Genomic DNA, 20137 nt, shown 5'->3' with positions numbered 1-20137 from the left:
CCTATATTGAAAACGGAAAAAGCGGTGATTCGCGCGTCACCGAGAAGAACCAACTGGAAGAAGCTGAATGACCGATCTACCCGCCAGCGAAAATGGTGCGAGTGCAGAATATGGTGCCGATTCGATTAAGGTGCTGAAGGGCCTAGATGCCGTTCGCAAGCGCCCCGGCATGTATATCGGTGATACGGATGACGGCTCCGGTCTTCATCACATGGTCTACGAAGTTGTCGACAACGCGATCGATGAGGCTCTGGCCGGCCATGCCGATATCGTCACCGTCACACTCAATTCCGATGGCTCCGTCACCGTGACCGACAACGGTCGCGGTATCCCGACGGACATCCACAAGGAAGAGGGGGTCTCAGCGGCGGAAGTCATCATGACTCAGCTCCATGCCGGCGGCAAATTCGACCAGAATTCCTATAAGGTTTCAGGCGGTCTGCATGGCGTTGGCGTCTCGGTCGTCAATGCGTTGTCGGTCTGGCTTAAGCTTAAGATCCGCCGCAACGGCAAGGTCCATGAAATTCGCTTCACCCATGGTGTCGCCGATGCGCCGCTGAAAGTAATCGGTGATTACGAGGGACGTTCAGGCACGGAAGTCACCTTCCTCGCCAGCCCTGAAACCTTCACCATGACCGAGTTCGATTACAACACACTCGAACACCGCCTGCGCGAACTCGCCTTCCTGAATTCGGGTGTCCGAATTCGGCTCACGGATCGCCGCAAGCCGGACGTGAAGGAAGAAGAGATGGTCTATGACGGTGGCCTCGAGGCCTTCGTCAGCTACCTCGATCGTTCGAAGAAACCGCTCGTTGAAAAGCCTGTCGCCATCAAGGGCGAGAAGGATGGGATGACGGTTGAAGTGGCCATGTGGTGGAACGACAGTTACCACGAGAATGTTCTCTGCTTTACCAACAATATTCCGCAGCGTGACGGCGGAACTCATATGGCGGGTTTCCGGGGAGCGCTTACCCGGCAGATTACATCCTATGCGGAAACCTCGGGCATCATGAAGCGTGAAAAGGTTTCGCTGACAGGTGACGACTGCCGCGAAGGACTGACGGCAGTGCTGTCGGTTAAGGTACCAGATCCGAAATTCTCATCGCAGACCAAGGACAAGCTGGTTTCCTCGGAAGTTCGTCCTGTTGTCGAAAGCCTTGTCAACGAGGCGCTCAGTTCTTGGCTGGAAGAACACCCTGCAGAAGCCAAGGTTCTCGTAGGCAAGGTCGTAGAAGCCGCCGTTGCTCGTGAAGCCGCCCGCAAGGCGCGTGAGCTCACCCGCCGCAAGGGCGTTCTTGATATCGCTTCCCTGCCGGGCAAGCTGGCTGACTGCTCCGAGCGTGATCCATCCAAGTCCGAAGTCTTCCTCGTCGAGGGTGATAGTGCAGGTGGCTCCGCCAAACAGGGTCGCTCGCGTGAAAACCAGGCGATCCTTCCGCTGCGTGGTAAGATCTTGAACGTCGAGCGCGCCCGTTTCGACAAGATGCTTTCCAGCCAGGAAATCGGCACGCTGATAACTGCGCTCGGCACATCGATTGGCAAGGACGAGTTCAACGCCGACAAGCTGCGCTATCACAAGATCATCATCATGACGGACGCTGATGTCGACGGAGCGCATATTCGCACACTGCTCCTGACCTTCTTCTTCCGCCAGATGCCGGAACTGATCGAGCGTGGCCACATCTACATCGCCCAGCCGCCGCTCTATAAGGTCGCGCGCGGCAAGTCCGTTCAGTACCTGAAGAACGAGGCGGCGCTTGAGGAATACCTCATCAGCATGGGTATCGAGGAAGCAAGGTTGATCGTCGGTTCCGGTGAGGTTCGTGTCGGCGAAGACATGCGCGAAGTGATCCACGATGCACAGCGCCTGCGCTCGCTCGTCGACGGCCTTCATTCCCGCTATAACCGTTCGATCATCGAGCAGGCGGCAATTGCTGGCGCGCTCAATCCGGACCTTACCGACAACCGCGAACGTGCCCAGCAGACAGCCGACCTCGTCGCACAGCGCCTAGACATGATTGCGGAAGAGACGGAACGCGGCTGGACCGGTCACGTGACGGACGAGGGTGGCCTGCGTTTTGAGCGCATGGTACGCGGCGTTCGCGAAGTGGCCTTCATCGATAACGCGCTGATCGGCTCGGCCGACGCTCGCCATATCGATCAGCTGTCGGGCCGTTTGCAGGAAATCTACTCGACCTCGCCGATCCTTGCCCGCAAGGATGGCCAGCTGGAAATCTCCGGTCCGCGTGCGCTTCTCGATGCTATCTTCGCCGCCGGCCGGAAGGGCCTGTCGATGCAGCGCTACAAGGGTCTTGGAGAAATGAATGCCGAGCAGCTGTGGGAAACCACGCTCGACCCGAATGTTCGCTCTCTGCTGCAGGTCAAGGTGAACGATGCGACCGATGCCGACGGCCTCTTTTCCCGCCTTATGGGCGACGAAGTCGAGCCGCGTCGCGAGTTCATCCAGGACAACGCATTGAGCGTCGCCAACCTCGATATCTGAGGTATTTGCTCAGTCCAAAGCTGAAACGGGGCCGACAGGCCCCGTTTTCGCATCCGGCTAAGGATTCAGGCGAAACCTTGCACAGTCAGGCTTTTGATCACGGTTCGCCGGAGAACTTCCCCTCGAAGGCGATCTCCGAAACGGCCTTTCGTCCGCTCGGTATCTCGCGCTCCCTCAGGTCTTCCGGCAATGTCTCCTTCGCGGCCATGCGGCCAAGCGCGGCTGCGGCTTCCACTCTGAAACCCTCGGGCAGTTCGAGCACGTCCACAGATTTTTCCTTGTCGAACCCCTCCATTCCATGCGCGTGATAGCCGAGCTTCATGGCCTGGCAGATTACTGAGAACCAGGCTGCGCCCGTATCGTAGGAATGCGTATAGGCGGGCTTGTGCTCGCCGTTTGATGAACCCCGGTAGCATTTCGAAACGATAATCATCAGGGCAGCGGCATTCTTTGCCCAACGCTGGTTGCCGGGAACGAGAAGATCAAGGATCGCCTCGAATGCCGGCGTGCCGCGAAGACCATAGATGAAGCGCCAGGGCTGATTGTTGCCGGACGAGGGCGCCCAATGCGCCGCGTCGAGAATGGTCAGCATCTGTTCGCGATCCATCGTCTCGTCAGTAAAAGCGCGCGGCGACCAGCGATCGAGAAAATACGCGTCGATGGGAAATTCGGATGTGCGGGAATTGCTGCTGGTCATCGAGGTCTCCTTGTCATGTTGCCCAACATATGCCTCACCGGCTCTTTGGCAATCACCCTCGCGCAGGTGACAATCGACCCCACATCCGTCATAGATGGGTGAGGGGAGGGAGGCGTTCTACGGAGCGCGCAAGGAGAGGAGTGCACCGCCATGAAAGGCAGCGCGATCATGTTCTATCAGCTGTATGAATTGAACCACGCTGCGCTCGCGCCGTTTCGCGCCGGTGCGGAAGCACTTCGCTATGTCTCTAGCAATCCGCTCAACCCCATGTCGCAAACCGTGCTCGGCCGTACGTTGACGGCAAGCCTCGAAGTTTTCGAGCGGGCCACGCGACGCTATGCCAAGCCGGATTTCGGCCTGAACGAAACCACCGTGAATGGCGAAACGGTCGCAGTGGAAGAAGAGATCATTTGGTCTAAACCCTTCTGTCAGCTGCTGCATTTCAAGCGCGATCTTCCGCCGGCCCATCAGCCGGATCCGAAAATCCTGTTGGTCGCGCCTATGTCCGGACATTATGCGACACTGCTGCGTGGAACGGTCGAAGCGCTGCTTCCTCATGCGGAGATTTACATCACCGATTGGGTCGATGCGCGGCTCGTGCCTGTCACGGAAGGCGGGTTCGATCTTAACGATTACATCGATTACGTTATCGAGATGCTGCAGGAGATAGGCCCTGGCGCACATGTCGCCGGCGTCTGTCAGCCGTCGGTACCCGTGCTCGCAGCCGTCGCGATCATGGAAACGCGAAAGGACCCGATGCTGCCTGCCTCGATGATCCTCATGGGTGGCCCGATCGATACCCGCATCAACCCGACGGCGGTCAACAAGCTGGCAAACGAGCATCCGCTCGAGTGGTTCAAGGATAACGTCATCATGACGGTACCCTTTCCGCAACCCGGTTTCATGCGTCCTGTCTATCCCGGCTTCCTGCAGCTCTCGGGTTTTATGTCGATGAACCTCGACCGCCATGTGATGGCACATCGCGAATTCTTCGATCACCTCGTCAAGAATGACGGCGAGTCGGCGGAGCGACACCGGGACTTCTACGACGAATACCTCGCCGTGATGGACCTGACCGAGGAGTTCTATCTCCAGACCGTAGATACCGTCTTCATCCGCCATTCTTTGCCGAAAGGCGAGATGATGCATCGCGATGTCCCGGTTGACACTGGTGTCATTCGCAACGTTGCATTGATGACGGTCGAAGGCGAGAATGACGATATCTCCGGCTTGGGCCAGACCAATGCCGCCCATGCGATATGCCCGAATATCCCTGACAGCATGCGCCTTCATTACATGCAGCCGGATGTCGGTCATTACGGCGTTTTCAATGGTTCCCGTTTCCGCCAGGAGATCGCGCCGCGGATCATCGAATTCACCCGGCTGCATTCCGGAACCCGGCCAAGCGATGCGGCGCCTAAGCCTACGCGTAGCGGCAGGAAAAGCGCGCCGAAGCCGGAATAGATCGAATTCCACTATCGATTTCCGCATTTTAGCGGATTTAATCTTTGCTCTTCTTGAAGCGCGATCCGGGGCTCACCAAATCGATTCCCGTCGGGCTGGCATATGGCCTCCCGCTCTAACCCTAAGGGTGTGACCTATGAACCAGTCTGCATTGATACGTCCGGAGTGGACGCCGGCCACCATTGCTCTCATGGTGCTCGGTTTCATAGTTTTCTGGCCACTCGGCCTTGCTATGCTCGCCTATATCATTTTCGGGGATCGGCTTCGTGGCTTCAAGCGCGATGGCAATGATCGCGCTGACAAATGGTTCGCCGGTTGCCGCAAGGCAAGCCGCCGTTACAACACGCATTTTTCGACCGGCAATGTCGCTTTCGACGACTGGCGCAAGGCCGAGCTGGATCGCCTGGACGAAGAACGCCGCAAGCTTGATGAGATGCGGGAAGACTTCGATACCTATGCGCGCGAGCTTCGCCGCGCCAAGGACCAGGAAGAATTCGACCGCTTCATGCGCGACCGCAAAAATCGTCCTTCGGGCGATCAGCCGGTGGTCGATGTCTGACCTCAAGGTCGGCTCCGAAATGATGAAGGCCGGTGCTCTTCGGAGCGCCGGCTTTTTTGATGGGCAGAATCCCGGTGAATCGGGTAAGGAATAGTCATGTTCGCGCTGTTGAAGAAGCCGGTTCGCCGATCACCCAAACCACTACAGACGGTCAAGCGGATGCTTGCTGTGGGGGATCGCGCCATGCCGTTGACCATCAAGGAGAACAGCCGCGCGACCCGTATCACGCTCAGGATCGAGCCGGGCGGCAGGGCGCTCAATCTCACCATCCCCGTGGGCCTGAAACATTACGAGGTGGATGACTTTCTGTCTCGCCACGAGGGCTGGCTGAAAACCAAGCTCGCCAAATTCTCCCTCGACAACCCGATCCGGCCGGGTGGCACCATTTCCATCCGCGGCGTTCAGCACCGCATAGAACATACCGGATCCTTGCGCGGCATCACCCAGGCGCTGGTTATCGATGGCGAACCGGTACTCAAGGTAAGCGGGCTTGAGGAACATATGGGCCGAAGGATCTCAACCTTTCTCAAGAAGGAAGCGCGCCACGATCTCGAAGCGCAGGCCCGCCGTCATGCCGCGGCGATCCGCAAGCCGATTGCCTCGGTTTCGATGAAGGATACGCGCAGCCGCTGGGGCTCATGTTCCTGGGACGGCAATCTCAGCTTCTCGTGGCGCATCGTCATGGCGCCGCCGCTGATCATCGATTACCTCGCAGCTCACGAGGTCGCACATCTGAAAGAGATGAACCACGGCCCGAAATTCTGGGCGCTCTGCGGAGATCTTTGCCCGCGCATGGACGAGGCACGCCGCTGGCTGAAACTGCATGGTTCGCAGCTTCACGCGATAGATTTCAGCTGAGAGAGTTGCGCCGAAAGGCCGATACAGCATGTCTCTCGAAAGCGGTCCCGGTTTCGGGATAAAGACATGCGTAAAAACAAAGACCTAATGCACGACAGGCGAATCTGAAAGATCGCGACGTGCTTTAGGCAATAACTGGCTTACTGCCAGTTGCTCATGCGCATGTTCCAGTTTTCCTGGCTCGTACCCGGCGCCTGATCAGCCATCGCCATCCCGGCTCCAAGACGCTTCTGCACATTCGGACGTGCAGCCGGGACCGGAACCTTCGCGACGTTCTCAAGGCTGGCCTGATAGGCATGGGCAGGGGTATAGGAAGCGTTCTGCGGCACCGCATAGGCGGTATCGAATGCCTCTTCCATGCTGGACCGAGCAACCGCTGCCGTAATCACCGGCGCAAGCGGCGGGTTGTTCGAGGCGACGGCCGGCTGTGCCGAACCGTTATGTCCGCTCTTTTCCGGCATTGCAGCAGCCTGGGACGTGACGGCAGGTGCCGAAACCGCGGCCACCTGCGTGCTCGCAGCGGCAGCACTTGCAGCCTCGGCAATGATCGACGACGACAGGGCTGGGTTCTGCTCGGGATCGTTCGACGCATAGGCGAGAATGTAGCTGTTGGCCGGCTTCGGAGCCGCCGTCTGCAGATTGCCGTCCTCGTCACGCTTTTCGTAGAACACGTTGCCGCCGGCAGCGGCTACATAATGCATGTTGTTGTATGGGAAGCTGTATCCCTCTGTATGGAAGAACATAGCGTTCTTCACGTCGGGATGGCGCGCGCCCTTCAACACTGCATCTGCCGCCGTGTTGAGATCCGGCGCGGTAGCCTCGTCCATCTTGCGGGTCATCACGCCCGGAGCAAACTGGTTTTTCTGTGCCACGACGCCGCAAATCGTCTCCGGGTAGATGCCGGAGGTCAGGCGGTTCATGATCACGCTTCCAACGGCCAGAAAGCCATTTTCGCTCGTCCGCCTGGATTCGAAATACATCGCACGCTTCAAGCATTCACGATCTTTATTGGTGTAGCTATATACGGCCTTTTGTGAGCCAGTTTGTGCTGACGCCAATTTGGTCGTTTTGTCTTTAGCGTCCACTGACGACACGGTCTGCGTGCTGGTGCATGCAGAGAGCAGCCCCCCAACCGTCAGACATAAAGCTGCCCGCCAGGCAGCTGTCGTAATCCTCGTCATGGTACCCCGCCAAAAAATTTCAAAAATCATCTGGTTGAGGAATAACCTACCTCAATTCATACAGTTTATCAATTATCTTTCATGACAGGCCAAACCTCGGAAATTCCATTCCTTTTTCGATTTTGGCTGCAACAAACTTTCATGAGCGAAAACTGATATTTCACACATTCATCAAGCGTGAGCATGTTACGATTCGTATATGAGACATCACGGTTAATTCTTCGTATCCGGCAATCCGCCGCTGTCCATCCATGTAAAAGATTCTCGACTCCGCAGGCATTTCGTGTCACTCCGCGATCATGAAACTCGACATCAAGATTTGTGGTTTGTCGACGGCGGATGCCGTGGATCGCGCCGTTGAGCGCGGCGCAACCCATATCGGCTTCATCTTCTTCGAAAAGAGCCCGCGTAACATCGCGCCCGAGATCGCCGGTGAGTTGGCCGACCGGGTCCGCAGCAGGGCAAAGATCGTCGCCGTTACCGTGGATGCGAATGACGAAGACTTGGACGATATAGTCTCGCTTCTGCACCCGGATATTCTCCAGCTTCACGGACATGAGACGCCGGAACGCATCCTGCATATCAAGGCGCTCTATGGCCTGCCGGTAATGAAAGTGTTTTCGGTAAGGGAAGCCACGGATCTGCATCGGGTCGACCCCTTCATCGGCGTCGCCGACCGCTTCCTCTTCGATGCGAAGGCACCGAAAGGATCGGATCTTCCGGGCGGTAACGGTGTCTCCTTCGACTGGAACCTGATGGCTTCGCTTGACGAAGGCGTGAATTACATGCTTTCCGGGGGCCTGAATAAGGATAATGTCGCTGATGCGATCGCGTCCACGCGCGCAACGGGTATCGATGTATCGTCCGGAGTGGAAAGCGCCCCGGGCCTCAAAGACGTTGGAATGATCGATGCGTTTTTTGATGCTGTCGCCGATGCGAAAGCCAATAAGCGCTGAAGGAGCATAGAGTGAACGATACGCCTAAACCCAATTCCTTCCGCTCCGGCCCCGATGAGGACGGCCGTTTCGGCATTTTCGGTGGCCGCTTTGTCGCGGAAACACTGATGCCGCTGATCCTGGATCTTCAGGCCGAATGGGAAAAGGCGAAGAACGATCCGGAGTTCCAGAAGGAACTGGCTGATTTAGGCACCCATTATATCGGTCGCCCAAGCCCACTCTATTATGCCGAGCGTCTGACTGAACATCTCGGCGGCGCAAAGATTTATTTCAAGCGCGAAGAGCTGAACCATACCGGCTCCCACAAGATCAACAACTGCATCGGCCAGATTCTGCTGGCCAAGCGCATGGGCAAGACCCGTATCATCGCCGAAACCGGTGCCGGCCAGCACGGCGTGGCCTCGGCCACCGTCGCTGCTCGTTTCGGCCTCCCTTGTGTCGTCTATATGGGCGCCACCGATGTTGAGCGCCAGGCCCCGAACGTCTTCCGCATGAAACTGCTTGGCGCCGAGGTGAAGGCCGTCACGGCCGGTTCCGGCACGCTGAAAGATGCCATGAACGAGGCGCTGCGTGACTGGGTCACCAATGTCGACGACACCTATTACCTGATCGGCACTGCCGCCGGCCCGCATCCCTATCCGGAAATGGTCCGCGATTTCCAGGCCGTCATTGGCCAGGAAGCCCGTGAGCAGATCCTGGAAGCCGAAGGCCGCCTGCCGGATGTCGTCATCGCTGCCGTTGGCGGCGGTTCTAACGCCATCGGCCTTTTCCATCCCTTCCTCGATGACGAAGGCGTCAAGATCGTCGGCGTCGAAGCCGGTGGCCATGGCCTCGACGGCAACGAACACTGCGCCTCGATCACCGCAGGCTCTCCGGGCGTGCTGCATGGCAACCGCACCTATCTCTTGCAGGACAAGGACGGCCAGATCCTCGAAGGCCATTCGATCTCTGCCGGCCTCGATTATCCGGGCATAGGCCCTGAGCATTCCTGGCTGAACGATATCGGCCGCGCCGAATATGTGCCGGTCATGGATGACGAAGCGCTCGAAGCCTTCCAACTCCTGACGAAACTCGAAGGCATCATCCCGGCGCTAGAGCCCAGCCATGCCATCGCCGAAGTGATCAAGCGTGCGCCGAAGATGGGCAAGGACCAGATCATCCTGATGAACCTGTCCGGCCGCGGCGACAAGGACATTTTCACCGTCGGCAAGTTGCTTGGAGTGGGGCTGTAATCATGACTTCCAGAATGGACACACGCTTCGCCAAGTTGAAGGCCGAAGGTCGCCCCGCTCTTGTCACCTATTTCATGGGCGGCGATCCGGATTATGCAACCTCGCTCGGCATTATGAAGGCTTTGCCGGAAGCCGGCGCCGATGTGATCGAACTCGGCATGCCGTTTTCCGATCCGATGGCGGATGGCCCGACCATCCAGCTCGCCGGCCAGCGCGCCTTGAAGGGTGGCCAGACGCTGGCAAAGACGCTTGATCTCGCCCGCGATTTCCGCAAGAGCGACGATGAAACCCCGATCGTCATGATGGGCTATTACAACCCGATCTATATCTACGGCGTCGACAGGTTCGTCGATGACGCGATCGCAGCCGGCATCGATGGCCTGATCATCGTTGATCTGCCGCCGGAAATGGATGACGAGCTCTGCATCCCGGCGCTCGCCAAGGGCATCAACTTCATCCGCCTGACGACCCCGACCACGGACGAGAAGCGTCTGCCGACCGTGCTCAACAATACGTCCGGCTTCGTCTATTACGTTTCGATGAACGGCATTACCGGTTCGGCTTTGCCCGATCCGTCGCTGATCTCCGGCGCCGTCGCCCGTATCAAAGACCACACGGATCTGCCGGTCTGCGTTGGCTTCGGCGTCAAGACCGCCGATCATGCCAAGGCAATCGGTGCCGCAGCAGATGGCGTTGTCGTCGGCACGGCGATTGTCGCCCAGGTCGCCGGCAGCCTCACCAAGGATGGTGCTGCTACCGCCGACACGGTTTCCGCCGTTTCCACTTTCGTTCGCGGTCTTTCAACCGGCGTGCGTTCCGCGCGCCTTGTTGCTGCCGAATAACTGGCCCACATAAGGCATGCCTCTCGAAAGTCGCCACCGGTCTCGAGAGCGAGGCATGTCTGAAAATTGAAGATCTGAGGCGTGGCACGCGATTTTAAGGATCGCGATACGCTTCAGTCCTGACACTGTTTTATCGGAGTACCCCCAAGTGAACTGGATCACCAATTACGTTCGACCGCGCATCAATTCCATGCTGGGTCGTCGCGAAGTTCCGGAAAACCTCTGGATCAAGTGCCCTGAAACCGGCGAAATGGTCTTCCACAAGGACCTCGAAGAGAACAAGTGGGTCATTCCTGCCTCCGGCTTCCACATGAAAATGCCTGCCAAGGCGCGCCTCAGGGACCTGTTTGACGGCGGCGAGTTTGAAGCCCTGCCGCAGCCCAAGGTCGCCCAGGATCCGCTGAAGTTCCGCGATTCCAAGAAATATGCCGACCGCCTCAAGGACAGCCGCCTGAAGACCGAGCAGGAAGATACGATCCTGTCGGGCCTCGGCACCGTCCAGGGCGTCAAGCTGGTTGCCGTCGTGCATGAGTTCAACTTCATCGGTGGCTCGCTCGGCATGGCAGCCGGCGAGGCGATCGTGAAGGCTGCCGAGCGTGCGCTGAAGGAAAAATGCGCCCTGATCATCTTCCCGGCGTCGGGCGGTGCCCGCATGCAGGAAGGCATTCTTTCGCTCATGCAGCTGCCGCGCACCACGGTTGCCGTCGATATGCTGAAGGAAGCCGGCCTTCCTTACATCTGCGTGCTGACCAACCCGACCACCGGCGGCGTTACCGCGTCCTACGCGATGCTGGGTGATGTCCATATTGCCGAGCCGGGCGCTGAAATCGGTTTTGCCGGCAAGCGCGTCATCGAACAGACCCTGCGTGAAAAGCTGCCGGAGGGTTTCCAAACCTCTGAATACCTGCTTGAACACGGCATGGTCGATATGGTGGTCAAGCGCCACGATATTCCCGAAACGCTCGCCCGCATCATCCGCATGCTGATGAAGCAGCCGATGCAGGAAGCGGTTCCCGCGCCGGAGCCGAAGCTGGAAGCAGTTGCTGCGACGGCCTGACCTGAGGCAATTCCGGCAACCGGTTTTGTCGGAATTGCGTTGAAACCAAAAGACTGGGTGGCCGCACTCTCGGAAAAGGGTAGGGCCGCCCGCAAAGACGACCAGAGCCGGAGCTACGGGATGTCGACCATGAACCAGCCCGTCGCAAGCGAAGCCGCTCAGGAGATCGAGCGGCTGATGACCCTTCATCCGAAAGGGTTTGATCTGTCGCTTGAGCGTATTACCCGCCTCCTTGAGATGCTCGGCAATCCGCAGCTGAAACTGCCGCCGGTCATCCATGTCGCCGGCACCAACGGCAAGGGCTCCTGCACCGCCTTCTGCCGCGCGCTGCTGGAGGCAGGTGGCCATTCGGTCCATGTCCACACATCCCCTCATCTGGTAAATTGGCACGAGCGTTTCCGCATAGGCGTGAAGGGCGGTCGCGGGCAACTGGTCGATGACGCGCTCCTTGCCAATGCTTTGCGCCGCGTCGCAGCCGCCAATGACGGCCAGATGATTACCGTCTTCGAGATCCTCACCGCCGCCACCTTCCTGCTGTTTTCCGAACAGCCTGCGGATGCGGTCATTCTGGAAGTCGGGCTGGGCGGCCGCTTCGATGCGACCAATGTCATCGCCAATCCCGCCGTTGCCGTGATCATGCCGATCGCGCTCGATCACCAGGCCTATCTGGGTGATCGTGTTGAACTGATCGCCGCCGAAAAGGCCGGCATCATGAAACGCAAGCGTCCCGTCGTGATCGGTCATCAGGAATTCGAGGCCGCCCGCGAAGTGCTGATCTCGACGGCCGATCGCCTCGGCTGTCCGCTCTCCGTCTACGGTCAGGATTTTTCCGCCCATGAGGAATTTGGTCGCCTGATCTATCAGGACGAGGATGGTCTTCATGACCTGCCTTTGCCGCGCCTGCCGGGCCGCCACCAATACGCCAATGCCGCAGCCGCCATTCGCGCCGTCAAGGCAGCCGGTTTTACGGTCACCGATCAGATGATGGAGAAGGCGATGGTCAGCGTCGAATGGCCGGCACGCCTGCAGCGGATCACCGAAGGCAAGCTTCTCGAATTTGCACCCAAGGGAGCCGAGATCTGGCTCGATGGTGGGCATAATCCCGCCGGCGGCGAAGTCATTGCCGAGGCAATCGCAGCCTTCGAGGAACGCCAGCCGCGCCCGCTTTATCTGATTACCGGCATGATCAACACCAAGGACCCGGTCGGTTATTTCCGCGCCTTTGCCGATCTGGCGGAACACGTCTTTACTGTCCGCATCCGCGACAGTGAGGCCGGCCTCGATCCCGTGGTTCTCGCCCATTCCGCATTCGATGCCGGACTGGTCGCCGAACCGTCCGCCTCGGTCGCCGAAGCGCTTCAGGAAATCACCCTCCGCCAGATCCCCGATCGCCCGCCACCGCGCATTCTCATCGGTGGCTCGCTCTATTTTGCGGGCAACGTCCTGGCAGACAACGGCACGCCGCCGACTTGAGGGTCTTTGACTGGATTGGGACGGGCTAAATCTTGCTCCGAGCGAGAGCAGCCACACGGATCACAACCCAACAATGCCGCATAACTTCATCAAGGCAAACAAAAACCCGGCTGGAAAACCAACCGGGTTTGGATTCACGTGAAACACTTTTTTAAATGTTATGCGGCGCCGGAAATCCAGGCGGCAAGCGCGGTCTTCGGTGCGGCCCCCACCTTGATATCAGCCACTTCGCCGCCTTTGAACATGGCGAGCGTCGGGATCGAACGAACGCCGAACTGGGCGGCCAGTTCCGGGTTTTCGTCGATGTTCAGCTTGGCGACCTTCACCTTGCCGGAAAGCTCGGTTGCGATCTCTTCAAGGCTCGGAGCGATCATCTTGCACGGGCCGCACCATTCAGCCCAGAAATCCACGACGACCGGCTCGGCGGAGTTCAGAACTTCGGCCTGAAAATTGTTGGTATCGACCTTAACGGTAGCCATAGGGCTCTCCTTTACGATTCTTCGTTGATGCAAATGTGAGATCGGCATTGATCATTTTCAATGTCCGTCATGTCACTTTGTCTTGAGCTCCGCAAGCGAGCGCGACATCACGTCGACAGGTAAAGTGATGACGTTTGCACTCTCGGTATAGACCAGTACACAGTCGATCTGCTTGCCGGGATAAAGCGGCTTTAAAATCTCGCGATAGATGGTGAGCTGCGCCCGATGCGTCAGCGGCACTGCCTCGACTTCCATCGGCGGTTTGCGGTTGGTCTTGTAATCGAGAATGATCACCCGGTCGTCCATCTCCACCAGCCGGTCGATCCGCCCCGAAATCGCATAATCCTGCCCCTCCAGATGAAGTGTCCCCATGATCGACACTTCCGCCTGGCTGCGGGCCGAAAATACCGGCGCCAGTCCTTCATGCGAAAGTACCGACATCACGCTATCGACCAGCTTTTCCCGCTCGGCCTTCGGCCAGAACCGTGCAGCCCGCTCGGCATAGCGATTGGCGGCCGTTTCACGCTCGCCATCGGAAAACTCGGTCAGCATCTGCAGCATGCGGTGAACCAGCTTGCCCTTCTGCAGCGCAAGGCTTGCTTTTGCCTTGTCGCCGAACAGGGGAGAGGCGACGATCAGGTCATCCGCATCGTCATCGATCATCACGCCGGCGCCCGATGGGCTGAGCGGCCGCGGCAATATCTTCTGCGGGGGCAGGGGGCGTGACAGGTCGCCCGGCAGGCCCGGCCTTTCCGCCGCCTTGTGTTCTTCGCGCTCCGCCCGCTCGACGGTGCCGCCGGTAACCGGAAGCCGCCATTTCAACCCGTTCCATTCGCCATCCGGTCCGCTGAACGTGGCGGCGCTGCAATGCTGCTCGTCGAGCGAAAGCGCACGCGAGATCATCGCCTGCCAGCTGTCGGGATTGTCGCGCACGCCGCGATAGCCGCAGACGATCAGCCGGTCGGCCGCGCGCGTCATGCCGACATAGAGCAGCCGTCGATACTCCTCTTCGGAAAGCGTCTTCAGCCGCTCTTCGTCGGTACCGGTCAGCGCGTTCGAAAGCGTCTTGCCCGGCAGCCATGCCGGAACATCGCCCCGCGCGGTTTTCAGAAACCGGAATTTCGGCACATGCGATGAGATGAAGGATTTCGAATTGCTGTCGACCAGAAACACGACCGGCGCCTCGAGCCCCTTGGAGGCATGCACGGTCATGATCCGCACCTCGTTGCGTCCGCCATCCTGCTCGCGTTTCACCTCCGGGCTTTCCAGCTCCAGCGTCGAAACGAAGGCCTGCAGCCCGGGCAGGCCTGATGTTTCATGGTCCAGCGCAAAGGTCAGGAACTCGTCGAGAATGTCGCCCGCTTCCGTGCCGAGCCGCCCGAGAAACTTTCGCCGCCCACCATATTGCCCCAGAATCCGCGCATAAAGATCATGCGGGCTCAGCAGCCGGGAGAGATGAAGTAGATGCTGCAGCCGCTCCGCAGCATCACCGAACCGCAGCGGCTGCTCCTCGGCAAGCGCCAGAAGCCGCACCCAGGCGCTGGTATTTTCCGCCCGCAGCGCCGCAACCTCGAACACGTCCTCTTCGGAAAGATCAAACAGCGGGCTTTTAAGCAAAGCCGCCAGCGAAAGATCGTCCTGCGGCAACAGCATGAAACGCCCGAGCGCCAAGAGGTCCTGAACCGCGATATGGCTGGTCAACCGAAGGCGGTCGGCACCGGCAACCGGAATGTTGTCGCGCCGCTTCAACGCTCTTGTCAGCGCGTTGACAAAGGCGTCACGCTTGCGCACCAGAACCAGAATGTCACCCGGCTCGATTGGACGTTCCACGCCCTTCTCGATCACCGTTTCACGGCCGATCATCTCGCCGATCCGGTCGGCGATCCGCGCTGCCAGAATGGCGGCCGGCGCCTTGTCCGGTGTCGAATCGAAGGGCGCTGTCCAGTCCTCTTCCTGCTCGGACACTTCCGGCGCGACCACATCCCAGAGATCGACCGCACCGGCATGGCCCATGCGGTTGGACCGGTGCTGCACCGCGTCACCGATCGCCGAAAGTCCCTTGGCATTCTCTTCGAGCGAAAAGACCTGGTCGACGGCGGAGAGAACATCTGCCGTGGAACGGAAGGAGAGGGGCAGGCGGATCGCGTGAAACGGCTGGCCGCTGCCGCTCACCTGTTTCTGCGTCGCGGCGCGCTCCTCGGCAAACCGTTCCGGACGCGCGCCCTGAAACGAATAGATCGACTGTTTCTCGTCGCCCACGGCAAAGATCGTCCGCAGCGTTTCACGTGCGCTGGCGCCGGAATAGAAATCCTCAGCCAGCGACTTGATCACCGTCCACTGGATCGGGCTGGTATCCTGCGCCTCGTCGACCAGAATATGATCGATGCCCTGGTCGAGCTTGTAATGCACCCAGGCACCGACGCCATCTCGGGTCAGAAGATCGGCGGTCCGCGCAATCAGATCCTCGAAGTCGAGCAGGCTGCGCCTTCTCTTCAGCTCCTCGTAATCCTCGGTCAACCGCGCCGCCAGTGTCAAGGCCGCCGTGGTCGCGGAAAATATCCGGATCAGCCGCAGCCGGTCCTGGCACGCGAGCACATGGTTGCGAGCCTCATCGATAGCAGCGGCCAATTCCGGGGCGATCTTGGTCATCGCGGAGGCGATCAGGCTGCGATCTGCCTTCACCGTTCCCTTCGCAGTCAGGAATATCGAATCGAGATGTTCCGCTCGCTTGAATGGATCGGCCTCCTTCATCACCACACGCAATCCGTAGGCGACGGCATGAACGGTAGAGCCACCCTTCTGGTCGGCCAGCGACAGATAGAGATCGAGCGTGAGGCCGGAAAGCCCCGGAAGCGGCCAGTAGCTGGCAGCGATACTCTCTTCCGTATCACCCGCATCAAGCCCGAGCATCCGCTTGAGTGCAGGCCCGATCCCGTCATGGCGCTCCGCATTCGCCGTGAAACGCCGGATCGCCGTGCGGTTGGCCACGATATCGGAAAGCAGCGTTTCCAGCCCGAACTCGTCACCCAGATCGAGCACATGCGCAAAGGCCTCCGCCAGATCAGCGTCGTCTTCAGCAGAGGTTGCGGTCAGAAGCGAACGCCGCGCCTCCGCCAGAAGCGCCGAGGCCGCCCGGTCGTCGAGCACGGAAAAATGCCCCGCGACATTTGCCTCCAGCGGAAACTGATGCAGCAGCGCTTCGCAGAACGCGTGGATCGTCTGGATCTTCAGCCCGCCCGGCGTCTCCAGCGCCTTGGCAAACAGCCGCCGCGCCTCGGCCAGCTTGGCCGAATCCGGCTCATGACCCTCAATGCCGGTTATCCGCTTGCGCAATTCCTTGTCGGAAAGCACCGTCCATTCGGAGAGCCGCTGAAACACCCGGTTCGACATTTCCGATGCCGCAGCCTTGGTATAGGTGAGGCACAGGATGGAGGAGGGGCGGCAACCGGCCAGCAGCAGCCTTATCACCCTCTGGGTCAGAACATGCGTCTTGCCGGAACCGGCATTGGCCGAAACCCAGGCGGAACTTGCCGGATCGGAAGCGCGCGATTGCTGCACCGTGGTCCAGTCGATCCACTGTTTCGGCTCGTCGCCGGCCGGCAGATCATCGCCCTTTTGCAATTCATCGGTGAGGATCTCACTCATCGGTTTCACCCTCTCCGTCATCATCCGCCGTCGACCATTCGGCAACCCGGGCGAGGTGATCATATTCACCACCGAAATCGCCCTGCGCAAACGGTACCAGCCGCGAGGCAAAGCCGGCATCGCCGCTTCTCAGTTTCAGCACGAACTTTGTCAGCTGATCGATCGATTCTTCTGCAAGATCGATTGCCGATTTCGGCTGATTCTTGGCGGTGGCCGTCGTCCCTTCATTATTGACTCGGTCCGGTTTGAATCGATGCCCGGGCTTCAATCGGATATAAAGAAGATCGCCCGGCTGCTGAGTGCCAAGTGACTTGAAGCCGCCTGCCTTGAGCACTGCTGCTTCCAGCGCCAGTTGCGGCTCAAGCAGCGTGCGTGCTTGCGGAGGCGTCGGGCTCGAGCCCGTCTTGTAATCGATAATGTCGGCCGCACCGGAGGTCATGATGTCGATACGGTCGGCACGCCCGGTGACATGTATGCCGGCCCCGGGAATTTCCCAACCGCCGCCGACTTCCGTCACCGTGCTGCGCACTTCCGGCGCACGTTTCTCTTCCCAGTCAAGAAATGCCTTCGCCACTTCGACAAAACGCGGGCGCCAGACCCGGTCGATATGCGGCGGCAATTGCTCGGCGTCGAACAGTTCCTCCGTGATCCGCATCATGGATTCACGTGAAACATTGCTGCCCGGCTTGTGGCCTTCGCGAGTGTAGCGATCGATGATCGCGTGATAGAGATTACCGCGCTCCCGTGCGCCGGGGTCTTCGTTGAACGGCGAAAGCGGATCGAGCTTCAGGATACGGCGGGCGTAAACGGAGTAAGGATCGCGCCGCAACCGGCCGACCTCGCTGAAGGAATATTTGACCGGCTGCAGCTCCGCCGGCGGTGTCGGGGCAGGGCGCTTTGCCGGCTTCTGGTCTTCGCCCGCGTCGATCAGTGAAGCCCAATGACGAAAATCTTCGCCGCGCGCTTTCAACCCGTCGGCAAAAGTCTTGCCCCCCAGCGCCAGCAATCGCTGCAGCCAGCGGGAAGCAACCGTCGGCGTTGCGCCCTGGCGCAGCGAGCGTGAAAAGATCAGGTTGCGGGTGCCGCAGGCCATTTCGAAATCATGCGCCAGCTGGCCGATCCGCCGCTCCGGCGGCTCCAGCCCCATATCGGTCTTCATCGAGCGGGACAGGAACGGGTTGTTGACCGTCTGTCCTGGCCACGATCCTTCGTTCAACCCGCCGAGAATCATCGTATCGACGCTCTGCAACCGTGCTTCCAGCGTACCGAAGATGAACACCCGCGGATGTGCAAGCGAACGGGGTTTCACCGCCCCGCCCGTCGTCAGCGCCATGACGATGTCGATCCATTGCGGACCATCGGCATCGATCTGACCGTCGGTCTCCATCACCTCGGCAAGCAGGCCGGAAAGCTGCTCACCCGCCTCGCCGGACCAGAGGGCCGCAAGATCGCCACGCTCGTCGATCGCAATTGCCTCCAGCGCCTTGCCGGTGCGGCTCGCCCATTCGGAAAGCGGCAGCTTTGCCGTCAGCCCGCGGCCGTCGGCACGCCGGTGAATGAAAGAACTGACCAGAGGTTCGACCGCCTGCGTGATCCGCCGGGCAACATCCCTCGCCATCTCGATCGCATCTTCCGGCAATGAGTCGATCCAATGCGGCGTGTGCCGGTTCTCGGCATGCGCTGCCAGCTGAGTTTCGAGCAGCGGTTCGAGCGTCGAAATATCCATCTCGCCGACGCCACCACGCAGTGCGAGAACTTCCAGCGCGTCGATCGCGGTCTTGAGTTCGGCAATGGGCAGGCCAAGCCGCATCAGCGGATGTTTCATCAGCCCGACGATCGCAACCGGATCGCCCGGCCGAAGTGCCGCCTCCAGAAGCAGCTGGGTCAGCGTTCCCTGCGGCGTGCCGGAAAGCGCCGAACCGGCCGAATCGTCGGCGAGGATGCCGAACCGGGCAAGCTCCGCCGTCACCCGCCGACCAAGCGCACGGTCCGGCGTGATCAGCGCCGCCTGCGCGGCATTGCCATTGCGGCCGGGCTTCTGAAGCGCCAGCCGAAGCGCGATGGCAATCGCAACCGCTTCCTCCCGCTCGTTGGCAGCCTCGATCAGAGACACATCGGCAAAGGCTGCACCAAGCGCCTCGATATCCGCATCGTCACGCCATTCGCTCCAGCGGTCGGTCGCCTTTGCCGGCACCAGCGCCTGCGAAATCGCAGCCGCCCGAAACGCCAGATCGACCGGTACCTCTCCGATGATCCTGACATCATCGCGTACAGCGCTGATCTTCTTCAACAGCTTTGAAAGACCGAATTGCGAATGGCTGCGGCTGGCGGGATCGGGCCTGCCGTCAAAAGTTTCCTCTTCGACGGTCGCCCACTGGTCATCCGGCATGGATGTGTCGAGGCCCGGAAGCACGACCGTGCCATTCGGCAGGCGGGAGATTGCCGCGATCAGCTCTGCTGCCGCCGGCACCGAACCCGTCGATCCGGCGACAATGACCGGCCCCCTATGCTCCCGCTCACCGATCCGCCGCGCTTCGCTGCGTAAGATCGCGGCACGATGTTTGGCAGGGGAGGAGCGTTTCAACTCTTCCAGTCGGAGAGGCCAGAAGGCGCTGGCGATCTTCAGAAACTCGGCGGTCAACTGCCACCAGAGCGCATGTTCTCCGGTCTGCAGGTTGTCGAGATCAGCCCAGTCGCGCTCTTCCGTCTCGATCGCATCAAGCAATTCGGCAAGCGCCCGGGCAAGCCAGATCGCATCGGCGGGGCTAGCCGGCGCCACGAGCGGCGATTCCGAATGCACGTCGAGCACGATCTTCGGCAGCTGGTTGCGCCAGGCAAGGATCAGCCGGCCAAGTTCGAGCAGCCGGGATGTCCCGCCGATCGGCAGCGCCATATCCATTTCTTCCGGCGCAACCAGATCGAAAAAGCCGCTGTCATCGTCCGTTTCGCCAAGCGGCCGGATCACCGGCAGAATGGCGGCGCTGCCGCCGAGCAGATCGACGAATTCCGAGCGCAGCACGCGGGCCGAGCGCCGTGTCGGCACGAAGATCGTTACATCGGCCAGTGACAGCGGATCGGCAGGATCGTAGCGAAAATCCTCGTTCAGCCGCCCGTCGCAAAGTGCGGCAGCCAGCGTCTTCAGGAATGGCACGCCCGACGGGATCGAGAAAATTCGCCGTTCAGCCGGCATG

13 protein-coding genes and 1 pseudogene are annotated in these 20137 nt (G+C 59.8%); 9 read left to right on the top strand and 5 right to left on the bottom strand.

Going from position 1 to position 20137, the window contains the following annotated elements; translation table 11 throughout:
- Positions 1–67 precede the first annotated feature (67 nt).
- Positions 68–2503, top strand: a complete 2436-nt coding sequence (gene gyrB / locus JZX87_RS23670) for a DNA topoisomerase (ATP-hydrolyzing) subunit B (RefSeq protein WP_148143826.1) — start codon at positions 68–70, stop codon at positions 2501–2503.
- 97 nt (positions 2504–2600) lie between these two features.
- On the opposite strand, the gene JZX87_RS23665 is transcribed toward gyrB, so the two are convergent.
- Entirely contained in the window at positions 2601–3200 is a 600-nt protein-coding gene (locus tag JZX87_RS23665; protein WP_206828362.1) for a nitroreductase family protein, read from the bottom strand.
- Between the two features lie 168 nt (positions 3201–3368).
- Between JZX87_RS23665 and JZX87_RS23660 the strand changes: the two genes are divergently transcribed.
- The 3 genes from JZX87_RS23660 (at position 3369) to JZX87_RS23650 (ending at position 6081) form a co-directional block, all read left to right on the top strand.
- A complete protein-coding gene (locus JZX87_RS23660) occupies positions 3369–4664 on the top strand; it encodes a polyhydroxyalkanoate depolymerase (RefSeq protein ID WP_206828421.1) in 1296 nt (431 codons plus the stop codon).
- 136 nt (positions 4665–4800) lie between these two features.
- Positions 4801–5223: a DUF2852 domain-containing protein gene (locus tag JZX87_RS23655; protein ID WP_206828361.1), complete on the top strand. Its 423-nt coding sequence runs from the start codon at positions 4801–4803 to the stop codon at positions 5221–5223.
- A 96-nt stretch (positions 5224–5319) separates the two neighbouring features.
- Positions 5320–6081, top strand: a complete 762-nt coding sequence (locus JZX87_RS23650; RefSeq protein ID WP_206828360.1) for a M48 family metallopeptidase — start codon at positions 5320–5322, stop codon at positions 6079–6081.
- Between the two features lie 625 nt (positions 6082–6706).
- On the opposite strand, the pseudogene JZX87_RS31490 reads toward JZX87_RS23650, so the two are convergent.
- Positions 6707–7103 (bottom strand): annotated as a pseudogene (locus JZX87_RS31490) (cell wall hydrolase); the annotation flags it as partial.
- A 458-nt stretch (positions 7104–7561) separates the two neighbouring features.
- Here JZX87_RS31490 and JZX87_RS23640 point away from each other — a divergent pair.
- The 5 genes from JZX87_RS23640 (at position 7562) to JZX87_RS23620 (ending at position 12822) form a co-directional block, all read left to right on the top strand.
- Entirely contained in the window at positions 7562–8218 is a 657-nt protein-coding gene (locus JZX87_RS23640; protein ID WP_183829727.1) for a phosphoribosylanthranilate isomerase, read from the top strand.
- A gap of 11 nt (positions 8219–8229) precedes the next feature.
- Positions 8230–9450, top strand: coding sequence for a tryptophan synthase subunit beta (trpB, locus tag JZX87_RS23635; protein WP_183829724.1), 1221 nt, complete (start codon positions 8230–8232; stop codon positions 9448–9450).
- Between the two features lie 2 nt (positions 9451–9452).
- Positions 9453–10292: a tryptophan synthase subunit alpha gene (gene trpA, locus JZX87_RS23630; protein WP_183829721.1), complete on the top strand. Its 840-nt coding sequence runs from the start codon at positions 9453–9455 to the stop codon at positions 10290–10292.
- 148 nt (positions 10293–10440) lie between these two features.
- Positions 10441–11349 (top strand): acetyl-CoA carboxylase, carboxyltransferase subunit beta, encoded by a 909-nt coding sequence (gene accD / locus JZX87_RS23625; protein WP_206828357.1) that lies wholly within the window; start codon positions 10441–10443, stop codon positions 11347–11349.
- 129 nt (positions 11350–11478) lie between these two features.
- Positions 11479–12822, top strand: a complete 1344-nt coding sequence (locus JZX87_RS23620; protein WP_502711333.1) for a bifunctional folylpolyglutamate synthase/dihydrofolate synthase — start codon at positions 11479–11481, stop codon at positions 12820–12822.
- A 158-nt stretch (positions 12823–12980) separates the two neighbouring features.
- Here JZX87_RS23620 and trxA read toward each other — a convergent pair whose 3' ends face one another.
- From trxA to addB, 3 genes are all read right to left on the bottom strand, one after another.
- Positions 12981–13301: a thioredoxin gene (gene trxA, locus JZX87_RS23615; RefSeq protein ID WP_148143837.1), complete on the bottom strand. Its 321-nt coding sequence runs from the start codon at positions 13299–13301 to the stop codon at positions 12981–12983.
- A 72-nt stretch (positions 13302–13373) separates the two neighbouring features.
- A complete protein-coding gene (gene addA, locus JZX87_RS23610; RefSeq protein WP_206828355.1) occupies positions 13374–16946 on the bottom strand; it encodes a double-strand break repair helicase AddA in 3573 nt (1190 codons plus the stop codon).
- Positions 16939–20136, bottom strand: coding sequence for a double-strand break repair protein AddB (addB, locus tag JZX87_RS23605; RefSeq protein WP_206828354.1), 3198 nt, complete (start codon positions 20134–20136; stop codon positions 16939–16941). Before addB ends, addA begins: the two co-directional genes overlap by 8 nt.
- Between the last annotated feature and the right edge of the window lies 1 nt (position 20137).

Origin of the sequence: Agrobacterium sp. Ap1, from assembly GCF_017313375.1 — a bacterium.
Lineage (GTDB): Bacteria > Pseudomonadota > Alphaproteobacteria > Rhizobiales > Rhizobiaceae > Neorhizobium > Neorhizobium cellulosilyticum.
The sequence above is the reverse complement of the archived record's forward strand: the minus strand, read 5'-3'. Positions and strand labels throughout refer to the sequence as shown.

Bases quoted from the DNA above. Each gene is read 5' to 3' on its own strand.
- JZX87_RS23665 (WP_206828362.1), bottom strand. From the start codon at position 3,200: ATGACCAGCAGCAATTCCCGCACATCCGAATTTCCCATCGACGCGTAT.
- JZX87_RS23655 (WP_206828361.1), top strand. From the start codon at position 4,801: ATGAACCAGTCTGCATTGATACGTCCGGAGTGGACGCCGGCCACCATT.
- JZX87_RS23620 (WP_502711333.1), top strand. From the start codon at position 11,479: ATGAACCAGCCCGTCGCAAGCGAAGCCGCTCAGGAGATCGAGCGGCTG.
- addA (WP_206828355.1), bottom strand. From the start codon at position 16,946: ATGAGTGAGATCCTCACCGATGAATTGCAAAAGGGCGATGATCTGCCG.
- addB (WP_206828354.1), bottom strand. From the start codon at position 20,136: ATGCCGGCTGAACGGCGAATTTTCTCGATCCCGTCGGGCGTGCCATTC.
- trpA (WP_183829721.1), top strand. From the start codon at position 9,453: ATGACTTCCAGAATGGACACACGCTTCGCCAAGTTGAAGGCCGAAGGT.
- JZX87_RS23660 (WP_206828421.1), top strand. From the start codon at position 3,369: ATGTTCTATCAGCTGTATGAATTGAACCACGCTGCGCTCGCGCCGTTT.
- trxA (WP_148143837.1), bottom strand. From the start codon at position 13,301: ATGGCTACCGTTAAGGTCGATACCAACAATTTTCAGGCCGAAGTTCTG.
- gyrB (WP_148143826.1), top strand. From the start codon at position 68: ATGACCGATCTACCCGCCAGCGAAAATGGTGCGAGTGCAGAATATGGT.
- JZX87_RS23640 (WP_183829727.1), top strand. From the start codon at position 7,562: ATGAAACTCGACATCAAGATTTGTGGTTTGTCGACGGCGGATGCCGTG.
- JZX87_RS23650 (WP_206828360.1), top strand. From the start codon at position 5,320: ATGTTCGCGCTGTTGAAGAAGCCGGTTCGCCGATCACCCAAACCACTA.